Consider the following 15,045-nt stretch of genomic DNA (forward strand, 5'->3'; position numbering starts at 1 on the left):
ATCCTGCGCCCACGTGCCGAGGGGATGGGGGTGGGGGGAGAGCCGAGCGGGCGCAGTTCGATCTGATGATGGTCGGACGAGCTGCCCGATGTGTCATGGAAAGTCCAGGATTCACTCCCCGGCGCGCCAGGAGCACCCTGGCGGACACCAGCGATTGACGCGTCCGGGCTACTCGGCCGCGAGGGCGGCCGGGCACCGAGGAGGGAAGCACGGCAGGCGAAGAATGCTGCCGTGTTCCCCTCCTCTCCCGACGCCGGACGAAGAGTCAGGCCAGGCCGACCAGGGCGATGGCCTCGGCCGGGCGCTGCTCGGAGCGCTTGCGCGCCCGCTCGGCACCTTCCTGACGGATCCGGGCGAGTTCGGACCGGTCCTCCAGGAGCGCGAGCGCACGCTCCCGGACCGGGCCGAGGGTGTCGATGACGGCCGGCACGGCCTCGTCCCAGGCGTGGCGGCCCGCTCCGACGGGGAGCCGGAGCGGTGCGCATCGCGGGGGACCAACTAACGTACCCGGATCTGGAGTTCGACCAAGGGACAAGGAACCGCATCCATGGACACCGATGTCATCGTCGTCGGAGCCGGCCTCGCCGGTCTCGTCGCCGCACACGAGCTGACCGCCCGGGGCCGCCGGGTGGCCCTCGTCGACCAGGAGGGCCCCGCCGACCTGGGCGGGCAGGCGTTCTGGTCGTTCGGCGGGCTGTTCCTCGTCGACTCCCCCGAGCAGCGCCGCCTGGGCGTCAGGGACTCCGTCGAGCTGGCCTGGAGCGACTGGCGCGGCAGCGCGCAGTTCGACCGGCTGGACGACGAGGACTCCTGGGCGGTGCGCTGGGCCCGCGCCTACGTCGACTTCGCCGCCGGCGAGAAGCGCGGCTGGCTGACCGGGCACGGCATCAGCTTCCTGCCCACGGTGGGCTGGGCCGAGCGCGGCGGCCTGCGCGCGGACGGGCACGGCAACTCGGTGCCCCGTTTCCACGTGACCTGGGGCACCGGGCCCGGCGTCGTCGATCCCTTCGTCCGCCGGGCCCGGCAGGCCGCGGCCGCCGGGCGGCTGATCTTCCACCACCGTCACCGGGTGGACGAACTGGTCGTCAGCGGCGGCGCGGTCACCGGCGTCCGCGGCGCGCTGCTGGCCGGGGACGACTCCCCGCGCGGGGTGGCCACCAACCGCGAGGTCACGGGCGAGTTCGAGCTCACCGCGCAGGCCGTCATCGTCACCACGGGCGGCATCGGCGCCAACCACGACCTGGTCCGGCGCCACTGGCCCCGGCACCTGGGCAGCCCGCCCTCGCACATGGTCACCGGCGTCCCGGCCTACGTGGACGGCCGGATGCTCGACATCGGCGCGGCGGCGGGCGCCCGGCTGGTGAACCGCGACCGGATGTGGCACTACACCGAGGGCCTGCACAACTGGGACCCGATCTGGCCCGGCCACGGCATCCGCGTCCTGCCCGGCCCGTCCCCGATGTGGTTCGACGCCCTGGGCCGACGGCTGCCGGACCCGTGCCTGCCCGGCTACGACACCCTGGCCACCCTGCGACACCTGCGCACCACCGAGGACATCGCCGAGTACGACCACTCCTGGTTCGTCCTCACCCAGAAGATCATCGAGAAGGAGTTCGCCCTCTCCGGCTCCGAGCAGAACCCCGACATCACCGGCAAGGACCGCGCCGCCTTCCTGCGCAGCCGCCTGGTCGGCAGCGGGGCGCCCGCGCCGGTCGAGGCCTTCAAGCGCCACGGCGAGGACTTCGTCGTCGCCCGCACCGTCGAGGACCTCGTCGCGGGCATGAACCGGCTGACCGCCGAACCGCTGCTCGACCCGGCGGCCCTCGGACGGCAGATAGCGGCACGCGACCTCCAGATCTCCAACCCGTACAGCAAGGACTCCCAGGTCCAGGGCATCCGCAACGCCCGCCGCTACCTGGGCGACCGGCTCGGCCGCGCCGCCGCGCCCCACCGCATCCTCGACCCCGCCAACGGGCCGCTCATCGCCGTGAAGCTCCACGTGCTCACCCGCAAGACGCTCGGCGGCATCCAGACCGACCTGGACTCCCGCGCCCTCGGCCACGACGGCCGGCCGATCGAGGGCCTCTACGCCGCCGGCGAGGTCGCGGGCTTCGGCGGCGGCGGCCTGCACGGCTACAACGCCCTCGAAGGCACCTTTCTCGGCGGCTGCCTGTTCAGCGGACGCCAGGCCGGGCGCGCCGCCGCCGGGCAGGCCGGCTAGTCCTCCCGGTGGCCGTAGCGCTGCCGCCACTCCCGGGCGCGGGCGTTGTGCCACTCGACGCCCTCCACCGCCTGCCCCTCCGAGAGGCCGCTCAGCTGGGCGACCAGGCTCAACGGCATCGGCTCGTCGTAGTCGGCGAGCGCCCGGCAGACCTTGCCGGCCCACTGCTCCTCGGGGACGAAGGGGCGGCGATGGTAGCCCTCGACCAGGGCGCTCAGGTGCTCCGCCGAACAGGCCAGGACGGCCCGCTTGCCGTCCAGGCCCGGGTCGGTGGGGTGCAGCGCGGAGGAGTCCGGCACCAGGGCGCCGATCAGGTCGGCGCCCGCCACCGCCCGTCCGCAGTGGTCGCACAGGTCGAGCGCGTCCGCGTCGTCGCCGAAGGGTCCGTCCGTCGGGGGTCCGATGTCCACCATGCCGCGCGCCTACCCCGGACCGCCGGGGCCAAGCGGGTCGGCCCGCTACCCGGTCGAGCCCTCGGCGGCGAGGCGGCGGGCCACCGTGTCGAGGTCGGTGCCCAGCTGCTGGGCGGCCCGGACGAGCAGGTTGAGCGCGGTGTGCGGGGGCACCCCGAAGCGCTCCGCGGTGATGCCGATGGCGAGGCCGGTGGCGTGCCGGCGGTCGAGCAGGTCGGCCACCGCCCTGGCCAGCGCGAAGCGGTCGAGCGCGGTCGAGGCCTGGAGGGCGAGCGCCTCGACCAGCCCGAGGGCCGGCGTCCCGGGCTCCACGGGGGTCCGCAGGTAGGCGCTGAAGGCGGTGCAGCCGTGCGGGTGGGTGCGCAGGTGCGCGCTGGCCACGGCCCGTACGCCGCAGCGCCGGGCCCGGTCGGCGAACCGGCCGGGGCGTCCCGGGTCCAGCCGGATCACCACCTGCCCCTCGCCCTGACGGCGGATCCTGGGCAGCGGGCCCGCCCCCGTCTCGCCCTGGGCGCGTTCGAGGGCCAGCAGGTACGAGGAGCTCGCCGCGAAGGTCTCCACGGAGCCGTCGTCGTGCCAGGTGCTCACCGCGGCGCCGACGCAGTCCGGGACGGCGACCCGGGTCAGCTGCACCACGTCGTGCAGCGTCGGGAGGGAGCCGGACCGCTGCTCCCGGGCCGCGAGTTCGCCCAGTTCGGTCAGCAGCGCCGCATGGGCCCCGGCGTCGCCCGGGGCCCCGTCCGCCGACCCGCCGGAGCCGGCCGGCCCCTGACGCTCCAGCAGCGCCCGGGCCCTGGCCACGGCACGGGCCGCGTCGGCCTCCCCGGTGTAGATGCCGATCGTGTAGCAGACGTCGCGCAGCCGCTGCCGGGCCTCCGGTGAGCGTGACGGGGACAGGGCCTCGTACTCCGCGACCAGCCGGCCGAGGGCCTCGACATCCACCATGGGCATGAGCACCTCCAAAGGTTTCCGGACAGTATGCGTCCGATCACCCTGAGACAGCACACCCCGGGCCGGGGGACGGCGGTCAGCCGACGAGAATGGCCGCCGGGTCCAGCCGGCCGTCCACCAGCGCGCGGGCCGTGTCGGCCACGCCGCCGCCGCTGCGGCGGCTGTGGGCGCGCGGCACCTCGAATGTCGTCCCGCCACCGGTGTGCGGTGGTCGGCTGGTCCGGGAGCCACACCGCCCGTACCGCGGCGTGATCATCGCAGTAGTAGGTCTCCGCGATCGGACCGCCGGGCGACGGCGCCCGGCTGCCCCCGCGGGTGCGGCCACCCCCGCGCGCCTACCCGGACCGACCCCCGACACGCCCGGCGCAGCTTCCCGGGTGTCAGAGCGCACGCCATGGGCACACGCGCCGGTGTGAATCCGATCGAGCGCGCCCTACGCGGCGTGGACGGCTTCCAGCAGCGCCACCGGGCCCCGGGCCTGGTCATCGGCGTCGTACGCAAGTACGGGGACGACCGGGGCGGGCTGCTGTCCGCCCTGATCACCTACTACGGCTTCGTCGCCCTGATCCCGCTGCTGCTCCTGCTCAGCACCGTCCTGGGCTTCGTCCTGCACGGCCACCCCGGGGCGCAGCGCGCGGTGCTGGACTCCGCGCTCGCCGACTTCCCGATCATCGGCGACCAGCTGCGCCAGAACGTCCACTCCCTCCAGGGCAGCGGCCTGGCGCTGCTGATCGGCGCGCTCGGGCTGCTGTACGGGGCGCTCGGCATCGCCCAGGTCCTCCAGCACGCCATGGCCGAGGTCTGGAACGTGCCCGGGGTGAAGCGGCCCGGCTACTGGCCGCGGCTGGCGCGCTGCATGGTTCTGTTCGCCGTCCTGGGCACCGGGCTGCTGCTGGGCACCGCCGCCGCCTCGCTGGTCGCCGGCACGCTGGCCGGGCCGTACGCCCGGATCGGGGGCCTGGTCCTCTCGGCGCTGGTCAACGCCACGCTGTGCCTGGCCTGCTTCCGGGTGCTCACCCCGCGCGAGGTACCGCTGCGGTTGCTGTGGCCGGGCTGCGCGCTCGCCGGGCCGCTGTTCACCGCGCTCCAGGCGGGCGGCTCGCTGCTGGTCGCCCACGCGCTGCGCCACGCGAGCCAGGTCTACGGGTTCTTCGCGACCGTGATCGGCCTGCTGTCCTGGCTCTTCCTGGCGGCGCAGGTCACCGTGTACGCGGCGGAGGTCAATGTGGTGCTCGCCCGGCGGCTGTGGCCGCGCAGTCTGCTCCAGCCGCCGCTGACGGAGGCGGATCTGGCGGTGCTGTCCTCCGTGGCGCGGCAGGAGGAGCGTCGGCCCGAGCAGCGGGTCGACGTCTCGTTCCCCGGTGTCCCCGAGGAGGACGATTCCGACGAGGACGATTCCGACGGCGAGCCCGACGGGCGGTGAGCGGTCAGCGCAGGACGGCCAGCAGCTCCGCGAGTGTCGGGCCCGCGTCGGCCGGGTGCCGCAGCTGCTTCGCCGCGATCACGTGGTAGTGGTTGGCCCGCCCCCGGCGCTCGTGGGTGAGGTACCCGGCCTCTTCGAGGTCGGCGATGATCCGCTGCACGGCGCGTTCGGTCAGCAGGCAGCGCTCGGCGATGTCGCGGACCCTGATGCCCGGGTCCCTGGCGATCTGTACCAGCACCCGGGCGTGGTTGGTGAGGAAGGTCCACCCCGCACTCGTCGGCCGGCCGGTCATGTCGTCACCGCATGGTCAGGTCACGGCCCGCACGGGAACCCGGCGAGGGGCCCCGCACAGCTTCGCCCGCTCGCGTCCGTCCATGGCCTCCGCCTCCTCGCAGCACCCCCGTGCCCCGCTGCGGCGGCTACCCGCGATCCGCGATCGTTAACGGAGTCGCCGACGAGCGGGAGCGCAGCCGGACGGCCGGCAGGCAGCCGGGGCCGTCCGGGTCGGGGCCGCCGAGGCGCCTCGCCACCCCCGCCGGTGCACCGCAGCAGGTGCGCCGTGACCAGCCCGGACAGCGCCTCGACGTAACTCGGTCGCGGCACGGGCCCGGTTCGCCGGTACGTCCCAGCCGAGGCTCATCGGATGACCCGGCCCCCGCGCCGCAGCGGTTCGGCGCACGCGCTGCGGCCGGGGACGATCCGCGCGTCGCCCGGCGAACGGCGCCCGGAGCCGTCGGAGCCGGACGCCCAGACCGGGCGGCCCTGGTGGACGGTGGCCGCCAGCGGCACCCCGGTCTCCGGCCGGCGGAGCAGGTGCACCGGGAACGCTTCCCGGCGACCTGAGCGAACCAGTCTGCACCGCAACGGACTTGAGCCGCCGCCGAGCACCTCGGCGGCGGCCATCCGCTACTGCGCACTCCCGCCCGAGGTCACCGAAGCCGTCGAAGTCACGGCAGCCGCCGGGGCGTTGTACTCCGCGAGCGTCTCCCGGGTGAAGCCGAAGAACCAGGTGGCCAGGAAGCCCGCCAGATAGCCGGTCAGCAGCCCGCCCCCGTACACGGCGGCGCTCGCCAGGAGCCCGTGCGGGCCGGCCAGCAACGGGAAGAGGGCCCAGCCGGAGGGTCCGATCGCGGTGGAGCCGACGGCGTTGCCGAGTTGGCCGGCCACCCCGATGAAGGCGCCCCCGGCGGCGCCACCGACGCAGGCCGTGACGAACGGGCGCCCCAGCGGCAGGGTGACGCCGTAGACCAGGGGCTCACCGACGCCGAGCAGCCCGGCCGGGAGGGCGGAGCGGATGGTGGCCCGGATCGAGGCGTTGTTGCGCAGCCGCAGGTAGACGGCCACGGCGCAGCCGACCTGCCCGGCGCCGGCCATGGCGAGGATCGGCAACAGGACGGTGGAGCCCTGCTGTTGGATCAGGGTGGTGTGGATCGGGATCAGTGCCTGGTGCAGCCCGAGCATCACCAGCGGGAGGAAGAGGCCGCCGAGCACCAGCCCAGCGAGCAGGCCGCCGTGGGCGAGCAGCCAGGTGGCGGCGTGGCCGATGGCGGTGGAGACCTCCCCGGCGACGAACATCAGGCCGAACAGCGCGGCCAGTCCGCCGATCAGCACGGTGACGGTGGGGGTGACCAGGACGTCCAGGGCGGCCGGCACCAGCCGCCGGGTCCAGCGCTCCAGGTGGACGGCCAGCAGCGCGGCACCGAGCGCGCCGACCACTCCGCCCTGACCGGGGGTGAGGTGGTGGCCGAAGGCCTCCACCTTGGTGACCCCGGCGTAGACGATCACGCTGGCCACGGCCCCGCCCAGCACGGGGGTGCCGCCGAACTCCTTGGCCGTGTTGTAGCCGACGAAGACGGCGAGCAGGGACATGAACCCCGCCGAGACCGGCCCCAGGGCGGTGACCAGCGCCGGCGCCCAGCCAAGGTTGGCCAGGGCCCCGGAGAGGCCGGCGACGATCCCGCAGCCGATCAGGGCGGGGATCAGCGGGACGAAGATGTTGGCGATCCGGCGCAGCGCCAGCTTCACCGGGGTCGCGTTGCGTGCCTTGGCCCGCGCCCGGAGGCGTTCGCCGCGCCCGGCGAGTTCCTCCGCGCCGGGCGTGCCCCCCGGTTCGTCCCCGCCTCCTCCCCCCGAGCCGTCCAGGAGCCCCCGCAGCTGCTCGGTGACCCCGGCGACGGCGGCGGGGCCGAGGACGATCTGGTAGGTGTCGTCCTCGACCGTGCCCAGGACCGTCGGCAGCGCCCGAAGCGCCCCGGTGTCGACCAGGGCGGGGTCCGCCAGGCCCAGCCGCAGCCGGGTCATGCAGTGGGCGACCGAGCGGATGTTGGCGGCGCCACCGACCAGCGGGAGGATCGCCTCGGCCACGGCGCGGTTCTTCTCGTCCGACATGACGGGGGACGTACCCGGGTACTCCCGTGGCTCAACCGCCTTCGCGCGTCGTGGTGCCGAGCCGGGCCGCCGCCACCGGCGCTCCGGTGTTCCCGTCCGGGAGCGGGTCGTCCTCGGTGAGTCCGATCCGCACCCGGTGCACGTACCGGTCGATCAGGTGGCGCAGCACGCTGACGGTGGCGGCGACGTCCGGCTCGGGGACGCCGTCCAGCACGTTGGTCAGGCTGGCGAGGTTGGCCTGTTTCAGCCGGTCGATCAGTTCCCGTCCGTCGGCCGTGATCGCCACCCGGCGGGCCCGTCGGTCCTGGGTGTCCTGGGTGCGCTCGACCAGCTGCTGGCCTTGGAGGCGGTCGATCTGCCGGGTGACGTGGGAGGACTTGACCATCAGTCGGGCGGCCAGGTCGCTCACCCGGCTGGGGCCTTCGGCCTCGACGAGCGCGCGCAGCAGGTAGACGTCCGAGCGGGCGGCGGTGACGCCGGCTCGCGCCATCCGGCGCTCGTGTTCCTGTGAGCGTGTCAGCAGGTAGGCCAGGGTGTCCAGGACGTCCTCCAGTCCGTCCAGGCCCCTCGGTTCGGTGGCGGTCGTGCGATCGTCTTCGGCGTCTTCTTCGTCCGACATGGGGGAACTGTAGCGATCCGGCGCGACCGGGGCAGCAACGGGGAGCCACAGACCGGTTTCGGACAGTTTCGGCCGACGCCTGGCGCACCCTTCCATCGCCACGGAAAGCGAGTTAGCGTGACGTTCAGTTAATTGCTTTCGGCACGTAAATATGAACGGCCCGACTCCGAGAATGGGGATTCACCGATGGCCACCGCCGAACAGACCCCCCGCTTCACCCACCCCGCCGCCCGCGACACCTGTCCGTTCGCCCCGCCGACCGCCTACGAGCAGGCCCGCCGGGAGGAGCCGGTCAGCCGTGTCTCCCTGTGGGACGGCTCCACCAGCTGGCTGGTCACCCGCCACGAGGACATCAAGGCGGTCCTCTCCGACGCCCGGTTCAGCTCCGACTCCACCCGGCCCGGCTTCCCGTTCGTCAGCGAGGGCGCCCGCCAGCTGAACACCGGCCAGCCCACCATCATCCGGATGGACGACCCCGAGCACGCCCGCTTCCGCCGGATGCTCACCGGCGAATTCATGATCAAGAAGGTCGAGGCGCTGCGCCCCGAGGTCCAGCGGATCGCCGACGACCTGCTGGACAAGATGACCGACGGCCGCACCGGCGCCGACCTGGTCCACGACTTCGCCCTGCCGCTGCCCTCCCTGGTCATCTGCCTGCTGCTCGGGGTCCCCTACCAGGACCACGACTTCTTCCAGGAGTGCAGTCGCGTCCTGCTGCGCCGCGCCTCCACCGCCGCGGAGGTCGCGCACGCCCAGGGCAAGCTGGCCGACTACCTGTTCCAGCTCACCGAGACCAAGCGCGCCCAGCCCGACGGCAGCATCCTCAGCCGCCTGGCGGAGCGCGGCGATCTGAGCACCGAGCAGATCAGCGGGATGGGCCGGCTGCTGCTGATCGCCGGGCACGAGACCACGGCGAACATGACCGCGCTCTCCGTGCTCGCCCTGCTGCGCAACCCCGACCAGCTCGCCCACCTGCGCGAACACCCCGAGTCCGTGCCCGGCGCGGTCGAGGAACTGCTGCGCTACCTGAGCATCGTGCACTCCGGCCTGACCCGGGTCGCCACCGAGGACGTCGACGTGGCCGGCGTGCGGATCCGTGCGGGCGAGGGCGTCATCTGCATGGTCAGCGCCGCCAACCGGGACGAGCGGGAGTTCCCCGAGGCCGACGAGCTGGACGTGACCCGCGACGCCCGCCGCCACCTGGGCTTCGGCTTCGGCGTCCACCAGTGCCTGGGGCAGCCGCTCGCCCGGCTGGAGTTGCAGATCGCCCTCGGCACCATCCTGCGACGGCTGCCCGAACTGCGCCTGGCCGTGCCGTTCGAGGACATCTCCTTCCGCGGCGAGATGCTCGTCTACGGCGTCCACGCACTGCCCGTCACCTGGTGACCCCGGCTCCCCCGGGAGCCGCATCGAACCCACCAAAACACCAGCCCTGCACCCGACTTCACACCGACCAGGGCCGTTCCGAAGGGAAGACCATGCTCGTCCGGATCGACCAGGAGAAGTGCTGCGGCGCCGGGAGCTGCGTGCTCGCCGCCCCCGACGTCTTCGACCAGCGCGACGAGGACGGCATCGTCGTCCTGCTCGACGCCCAGCCCCCCGCCGAGCTCCACGCGGCCGTCCGGGACGCCGCCGCCGTCTGCCCGGCCTCGGCCATCCTGCTGGACCAGGCGTGACCGCTCTGCGAGAGGTGGCCGTGGTCGGCGCCGGCGCGGCCGGACTGCACGCCGCCGAGGCGCTGCGCCGCTCCGGCTACGACGGCCGGCTCACCCTGATCGGGGCCGAGCCGGAGGCGCCGTACGACCGCCCGCCGCTGTCCAAGCACCTGCTGGGCGGCGAGTGGCAGCCCGACCGGCTGGCCCTGCGCGGCCCCGAGGCGCTGGCGGAGCTGCGGCTCGACCTGCGCCTCGGGGTCCGGGCCGAGCACCTGGACCGCCGGGAGCGGACCGTACGGCTCTCGGACGGCGGGCGGGTGCGGTGCGACGCCGTCATCGTGGCCACCGGGGTCCGCCCGCGCCGGCTCCCCGGCGCCGAGACGCCGCTGCCCGGGGCGCACGTGCTGCGCACCCTCGCCGACGCCCTCGCCCTGCGCGAGGAACTACGGTCGGGCGTACGGCTGTTGGTGGTCGGCGGCGGACTGCTCGGCGCCGAGGCGGCGGCCACCGCCGTCGAGCTCGGCGCCGAGGTGGACTGGTTGACCTCCACCGGCACACCGCTGGCCGCCGTCCTGGGCACCGAGACGGCCGCGCTGCTGACCGGCCTGCACCGCGACCACGGGGTGCGACTCCACCGGGGCACGGCCACGGCACTGCTCCAACGGGGCGGCCGGGCCGCCGGCGTGCGGCTGGCCGACGGCTCCGACCTGGCGGCCGACGCCGTCCTGATGGCCGTCGGCTCCGAGCCGGACACCGACTGGCTGGCCGGCAGCGGCGTCCCGCTGGACGACGGCGTGGTCTGCGACGCCTACTGCGCCGCCGGTCCCGGCGTCTGGGCGGCCGGCGACGCCGCCTCCTGGCCCGACCCGCACACCGGGCGCCACCGCCGCCTCGAACAGCGCACCAACGCCACCGAGCAGGCGATGCACGCCGCCCGAAACCTGCTGGCCGGCCCGGACGGCGCCCGGCAGGCCTACCGACCGGTCCCGTACCTGTGGACCGACCAGTACGGGCTGCGGGTCCAGGCCTTCGGCCGGCCCGGCGACACGGAGCGGTTCGAGGTGGTCGAAGGCAGTCTGGAGGAGCACCGCTTCGCCGCCGCCTGCGTCCGGGACGGCCTGGTCACCGGCGCGGTGGGGATCGCCTCCGCCCGCGCGCTGCGTGACCTGCGCACCCGGGTCGCGGCGCACGGCCCGTGGCCACCGGAGGCGGCCTGAGAGCGGGCCGGCCCGAAGCCCCGGGCCGGCCACCGCCACCGCTACCGCTCGAACGGCCGTCGGACTATCGTTAGTTGGCGGAAGCTATCGAAATCCCCAGTCCGATCCGCCGGCCCCGCCGGCCGGCAGGAGGCAGCGGTGGCGACACGACTCTCCGGCAACGGCAGGGCCGGACGGCTGCGTCCGGCCCGTACCGGTGTGGAACCGGACCACCCCCGGTACAAGTGGGTGGCCCTGTCCAACACCACGCTCGGCACCCTGATCGCCACCATCAACGCCTCGATCGTCCTGATCTCGCTGCCCGCGATCTTCAACGGCATCGGCCTGGACCCGCTCCAGCCGGGCAACGTCAGCTACCTGCTGTGGATGCTGATGGGCTACATGCTGGTCACCGCCGTCCTGGTGGTCACCCTCGGCCGGCTCGGCGACATCCACGGCCGGGTGCGGATCTACAACGCCGGCTTCCTGATCTTCACCCTCACCTCGGTGGCCCTCTCCCTCGACCCGCTGCACGGCGGGCCGGGTGCGCTGTGGCTGATCGGCTGGCGGGTGGTGCAGGCGGTCGGCGGCTCCATGCTGATGGCCAACTCGGCGGCGATCATCACGGACGCCTTCCCCGCCGACCGGCGCGGCACCGCGCTCGGCGTCAACATCGTCGCGGGCATCGCCGGATCCTTCATCGGCCTGGTCCTCGGCGGGCTCCTGGCCGAGTGGAACTGGCGCTCGATCTTCTGGGTCAATGTGCCGATCGGCCTGTTCGGCACCGTCTGGGCCTACCGCTCGCTGCGCGACACCGGGGTGCGCAAGCCCGCCCGGCTCGACTGGTGGGGCAACATCACCTTCGCCGTCGGCCTGACCGCCCTGCTCGCCGCGATCACCTACGGCATCCAGCCGTACGGCGGCCACACCATGGGCTGGACCAACCCCTGGGTGCTGGCCGGGCTGTTCGGCGGAGTCGCGCTGCTGGCCGTCTTCTGCGTGGTCGAGTCCCGGACGGCCGAGCCGATGTTCCCGCTCTCGCTCTTCCGCGACCCGGTCTTCGCGGGCGGCAACGCGGCCACCCTGCTGGGCTCGATCGCCCGCGGCGGACTCCAGTTCATGCTGATCATCTGGCTCCAGGGCATCTGGCTGCCGCTGCACGGCTACGACTACGCCGACACCCCGCTGTGGGCCGGCATCTACCTCGTGCCGCTGACCGTCGGCTTCCTGGCCGCCGGACCGGTCTCCGGCTACCTCTCGGACCGCGCCGGGGCCCGGCTCTTCGCCGCCGGCGGACTGGTGGTGATGGCGCTCTCCTTCGCCGGGCTGCTCCTGCTGCCCACCGACTTCAGCTACCCGTGGTTCGCCCTGCTGGTCTTCCTCAACGGCCTGGGCGGCGGCCTGTTCGCCGCCCCCAACACCTCGCTGATCATGTCGAGCGTGCCGGCCACGGCCCGCGGCGCCGCCTCCGGCATGCGGGCCACCTTCCAGAACGCCGGCATGGTGCTGTCGATCGGCGTCTTCTTCTCCCTGATGGTGGCCGGCCTGGCCGGATCGCTGCCGCACACCCTCACCGCCGGGCTGACCGCCCAGGGCGTACCCGCCGCCGACGCCCACACCATCGCCTCGCTGCCGCCGGTCGGCACCCTGTTCGCCGCCTTCCTCGGCTACAACCCGATCCAGCAGCTCCTGGGCCCGCACGTGCTCGGCCGACTGCCGCCGGACAACGTCCGGGCGCTGACCGGCCGGGAGTTCTTCCCGCAGCTGATCTCCGGGCCCTTCCACGACGGGCTGGTCGTGGTGTTCTGGCTGGCGATCGCGATGTCGCTGGTCGCCGCGGCCGCCTCGCTGGTCCGCGAGCGGAACCGGCCCGCGGTCGTGACCGCCGACGACGCGCTGCCCGCGGCCACCCAGCCCGGCCCCATACGGCCCGTCTCCACACCGCCCGCCTCCACCCCCGTTGACTCCGCCCCGCCGAGGAAGAGGAAGGAGCCCGGGCCGTGAGCGCGGACGGCGGCGGGCTCTCCGCCGAGGCCGTGGTCCGGCTCCGCCTGGCGATCGGCCGGCTCAACCGCCAGCTGGTCCGCGCCTCCGGCGACCAGGACCTCACCGCCGCCCAGCTGTCCGCCCTGGCCCGGGTGGAGCAGCTCGGGCCGCTGCGGCTCGGCGAACTCGCCGTCCGCGAGGGCGTGGCCGTTCCGTCCATGGTCCGCACCGTCACCCCGTTGGTCGCCGACGGCCTGGTCGCCAAGACCCCGGACCCGCAGGACGGCCGCTCCCAGCTGCTCTCCCCCACCCCGCTCGGGCTGGAGACCCTCGCCCGGATCCGCCGCGAGCGCACCGCCCTGCTGGCCCGCCGCGGCGCCCGGCTCACCCCCGAGCAGTGCCGGGCGCTGGAGGCGGCCCTGCCCGTCCTGGAACTGCTCCTGGAGGAACCCGGCTGACCACGGCCACCTGGCCGGAAGGTGTCGCTCCCGGCCCGGCCGATGGCAGGCTGCCCACATGACGTCCGACCTCACCGCCGCCCCCGGCGACTGGCACACCCCGGCCGAGCTGACACCCTTCCAGGGCGGTGAGACCTTCCGCGGCACCGACGCCGGCACGGTGCTGGAGTTCTGGCGCTACGCGATGCCCGACCTCCGGACGAACACCACCCGGGGGCTGCTGGCCGAGTTCCTGGTCCACCGGGCGGTGGGCGCGGTCCGGCGAAACGCGGAGTGGGAGAGCTTCGACGTCCTGGCGCCGGACGGGCTCCGGATCGAGGTGAAGACCAGCGCCTACCTCCAGTCCTGGGGTCAGCGCCGGCTCTCGGAGATCCGCTTCTCCCGGCTGCGCGGACGCACCTGGACGCCCGAGGACGGCGACGCGGCGGAGCAGTCCTACAACGCCGACGTCTACGTCTTCGCCCTCCACACCGCCCGCACCCATGCCGACTACGACCCACTGGACATCAGCCAGTGGGACTTCCATGTCGCGTCCCGGGCGCTCGTGGAGGCCACCGGACAGGCCAGCCTGGGGCTGGCCTCCGTACGGCGGCTGTGCGGCGAACCCGGCGGCTACGAGCAGCTCCCGGAGCGAATCAGGGCCTCCGCGCCCCCGTGTCACTCGGGCCAGGGCACCGAGGTCTCGACCCCGGTGGTGTAGTCGACGCCGGGGACGTCCCAGCCGTACAGCTGACGGAACTGGTTGTAGAACCAGGCGGCCGCGGCCGGGTCGGCGGCCAGCGCCGCCGCCGGGTCGGCCCACAGCTCCCGCACCCGGTCCTGCACGCCCGGGTCCAGCTCCCAGCCGTCCAGCCGGATCCGGCCCTGCTCGTCCAGGCTGAGCGGCTCGGCGCCGGTCAGCTGCTCCCACAGCTCCACGGCCTGGTCGTCGGTGGTGTGCCAGCCGTCCTCGCCGAGCACGATGCGCAGCAGCGAGGTGTAGAGGGCGATCGAGGGGATGGCGGTGGACGCCTGGGTGACGGCCGCGCCGGCGACGACGGTGAAGGCCCGGCCGCGGTCGGCGAGCGGCCCGTCCTGGAGTCGGCGGGCGGGGGCCTCCAGGTGCTCCTTGGCGGCGCCGATCGTGCCCTGCCGGTAGACCGGCGCGGTGATCTCGGAGCCGACGTAGGACAGGGCCACCGTGGTGAAGCCGGGGCCGAGCAGGTCTGCCTCGCCCAGCGCCCGCACCCACAGCTCCCAGTCCTCGCCGCCCATGACCTTGACGGTCGCCGCCCGCTCGGCCTCGTCGGCCGGGGTGAGATCGACGGTGCCGATCCGCGGGGCCTCGTCCTCGAAGAGCAGCGACGGCGAGGTGTAGGAGGAGCCGAGCGGCTTGATCACCGAGTGGTGCACCTCCCCGGTCGCCGGGTCGGTGCGCCGGGGCGAGGCGAGCGAGTAGACGAGGTAGTCGACCGGGCCGTAGCGCTCGGCGAGCAGCAGTGCCTGACCGTATCCGGCGCTGGCGCCGAGGACCAGGGCGACGGGGGCCCGGCCGGCAGCCGGAGCCGAGGGCTCGATGCGCTGCCACTGGCGGTCGACGGTGGCCTCGCTGCCGCTCGGGTGGGAGTTGACGATCAGGTAGCCCCGCTGCTTGGGGGTGATCTGCTGGATGCTCACGCGGTGGTGCCTCTCCGATCCGGAGATCGTGATCAAGGCGTCGGGTCGTCCGGAGCCTATCCGCGCCGGTGGCCTCGGC

The 15,045-nt window shown here is 74.1% G+C and carries 17 protein-coding genes; 8 read left to right on the forward strand and 9 right to left on the reverse strand.

Annotated elements, in window-relative coordinates; translation table 11 throughout:
* Positions 1–265: 265 nt before the first annotated feature.
* Positions 266–430, reverse strand: coding sequence for a hypothetical protein (locus tag QWJ13_RS25880; RefSeq protein WP_316527424.1), 165 nt, complete (start codon positions 428–430; stop codon positions 266–268).
* A 117-nt stretch (positions 431–547) separates the two neighbouring features.
* On the opposite strand from QWJ13_RS25880, the gene QWJ13_RS25885 reads away from it, so the two are divergent.
* On the forward strand, positions 548–2,221 hold the full coding sequence (locus tag QWJ13_RS25885) for an FAD-binding dehydrogenase (protein WP_316527425.1): 1,674 nt from the start codon (positions 548–550) through the stop codon (positions 2,219–2,221).
* On the opposite strand, the gene QWJ13_RS25890 is transcribed toward QWJ13_RS25885, so the two are convergent.
* The 3 genes from QWJ13_RS25890 to QWJ13_RS25900 all read right to left on the reverse strand — a co-directional run bounded on the left by QWJ13_RS25890 (position 2,218) and on the right by QWJ13_RS25900 (position 3,841).
* Entirely contained in the window at positions 2,218–2,634 is a 417-nt protein-coding gene (locus tag QWJ13_RS25890) for a hypothetical protein (RefSeq protein ID WP_316527426.1), read from the reverse strand. The genes QWJ13_RS25885 and QWJ13_RS25890 overlap by 4 nt on opposite strands.
* A 45-nt stretch (positions 2,635–2,679) precedes the next feature.
* Entirely contained in the window at positions 2,680–3,585 is a 906-nt protein-coding gene (locus tag QWJ13_RS25895; RefSeq protein WP_316527427.1) for a DUF5133 domain-containing protein, read from the reverse strand.
* Positions 3,586–3,661: 76 nt separating this feature from the next.
* Entirely contained in the window at positions 3,662–3,841 is a 180-nt protein-coding gene (locus QWJ13_RS25900) for a hypothetical protein (protein ID WP_316527428.1), read from the reverse strand.
* Between the two features lie 138 nt (positions 3,842–3,979).
* On the opposite strand from QWJ13_RS25900, the gene QWJ13_RS25905 reads away from it, so the two are divergent.
* Positions 3,980–5,008, forward strand: a complete 1,029-nt coding sequence (locus QWJ13_RS25905; protein WP_316527429.1) for a YihY/virulence factor BrkB family protein — start codon at positions 3,980–3,982, stop codon at positions 5,006–5,008.
* Between the two features lie 4 nt (positions 5,009–5,012).
* Here QWJ13_RS25905 and QWJ13_RS25910 read toward each other — a convergent pair whose 3' ends face one another.
* From QWJ13_RS25910 to QWJ13_RS25925, 4 genes are all read right to left on the reverse strand, one after another.
* Positions 5,013–5,300 carry a helix-turn-helix transcriptional regulator gene (locus QWJ13_RS25910; protein WP_316527430.1) on the reverse strand — a complete coding sequence of 96 codons (288 nt, stop codon included), beginning with the start codon at positions 5,298–5,300 and terminating at the stop codon, positions 5,013–5,015.
* A gap of 344 nt (positions 5,301–5,644) precedes the next feature.
* A complete protein-coding gene (locus QWJ13_RS25915) occupies positions 5,645–5,827 on the reverse strand; it encodes a GAF domain-containing protein (protein WP_316527431.1) in 183 nt (60 codons plus the stop codon).
* Between the two features lie 87 nt (positions 5,828–5,914).
* The gene (locus QWJ13_RS25920) at positions 5,915–7,396 is read right to left on the reverse strand and encodes a PTS transporter subunit EIIC (protein WP_316527433.1); all 1,482 of its coding nucleotides are present in this window, start codon (positions 7,394–7,396) and stop codon (positions 5,915–5,917) included.
* Between the two features lie 31 nt (positions 7,397–7,427).
* The gene (locus tag QWJ13_RS25925) at positions 7,428–8,015 is read right to left on the reverse strand and encodes a MarR family winged helix-turn-helix transcriptional regulator (RefSeq protein ID WP_316527434.1); all 588 of its coding nucleotides are present in this window, start codon (positions 8,013–8,015) and stop codon (positions 7,428–7,430) included.
* 186 nt (positions 8,016–8,201) lie between these two features.
* On the opposite strand from QWJ13_RS25925, the gene QWJ13_RS25930 reads away from it, so the two are divergent.
* From QWJ13_RS25930 to QWJ13_RS25955, 6 genes are all read left to right on the forward strand, one after another.
* Positions 8,202–9,401 (forward strand): cytochrome P450, encoded by a 1,200-nt coding sequence (locus tag QWJ13_RS25930; RefSeq protein ID WP_316527435.1) that lies wholly within the window; start codon positions 8,202–8,204, stop codon positions 9,399–9,401.
* Positions 9,402–9,493: 92 nt separating this feature from the next.
* A complete protein-coding gene (locus tag QWJ13_RS25935; RefSeq protein ID WP_316527436.1) occupies positions 9,494–9,691 on the forward strand; it encodes a ferredoxin in 198 nt (65 codons plus the stop codon).
* Positions 9,688–10,887, forward strand: coding sequence for an NAD(P)/FAD-dependent oxidoreductase (locus QWJ13_RS25940; protein WP_316527437.1), 1,200 nt, complete (start codon positions 9,688–9,690; stop codon positions 10,885–10,887). The genes QWJ13_RS25935 and QWJ13_RS25940 overlap by 4 nt, the downstream gene beginning before the upstream one ends.
* A 198-nt stretch (positions 10,888–11,085) precedes the next feature.
* Positions 11,086–12,870 (forward strand): MFS transporter, encoded by a 1,785-nt coding sequence (locus QWJ13_RS25945; protein WP_316528049.1) that lies wholly within the window; start codon positions 11,086–11,088, stop codon positions 12,868–12,870.
* Positions 12,867–13,310 (forward strand): MarR family winged helix-turn-helix transcriptional regulator, encoded by a 444-nt coding sequence (locus QWJ13_RS25950; RefSeq protein WP_316527438.1) that lies wholly within the window; start codon positions 12,867–12,869, stop codon positions 13,308–13,310. Before QWJ13_RS25945 ends, QWJ13_RS25950 begins: the two co-directional genes overlap by 4 nt.
* 58 nt (positions 13,311–13,368) lie before the next feature.
* A complete protein-coding gene (locus QWJ13_RS25955; RefSeq protein WP_316527439.1) occupies positions 13,369–14,010 on the forward strand; it encodes a hypothetical protein in 642 nt (213 codons plus the stop codon).
* On the opposite strand, the gene QWJ13_RS25960 is transcribed toward QWJ13_RS25955, so the two are convergent.
* The gene (locus QWJ13_RS25960) at positions 13,968–14,966 is read right to left on the reverse strand and encodes an enoyl-[acyl-carrier-protein] reductase FabV (protein WP_316527440.1); all 999 of its coding nucleotides are present in this window, start codon (positions 14,964–14,966) and stop codon (positions 13,968–13,970) included. The two genes, QWJ13_RS25955 and QWJ13_RS25960, sit on opposite strands and share 43 nt — an antisense overlap.
* Positions 14,967–15,045 lie beyond the last annotated feature (79 nt).

Origin of the sequence: Kitasatospora brasiliensis (assembly GCF_032654805.1) — a bacterium.
Classification (GTDB): Bacteria; Actinomycetota; Actinomycetes; order Streptomycetales; family Streptomycetaceae; genus Kitasatospora; species Kitasatospora brasiliensis.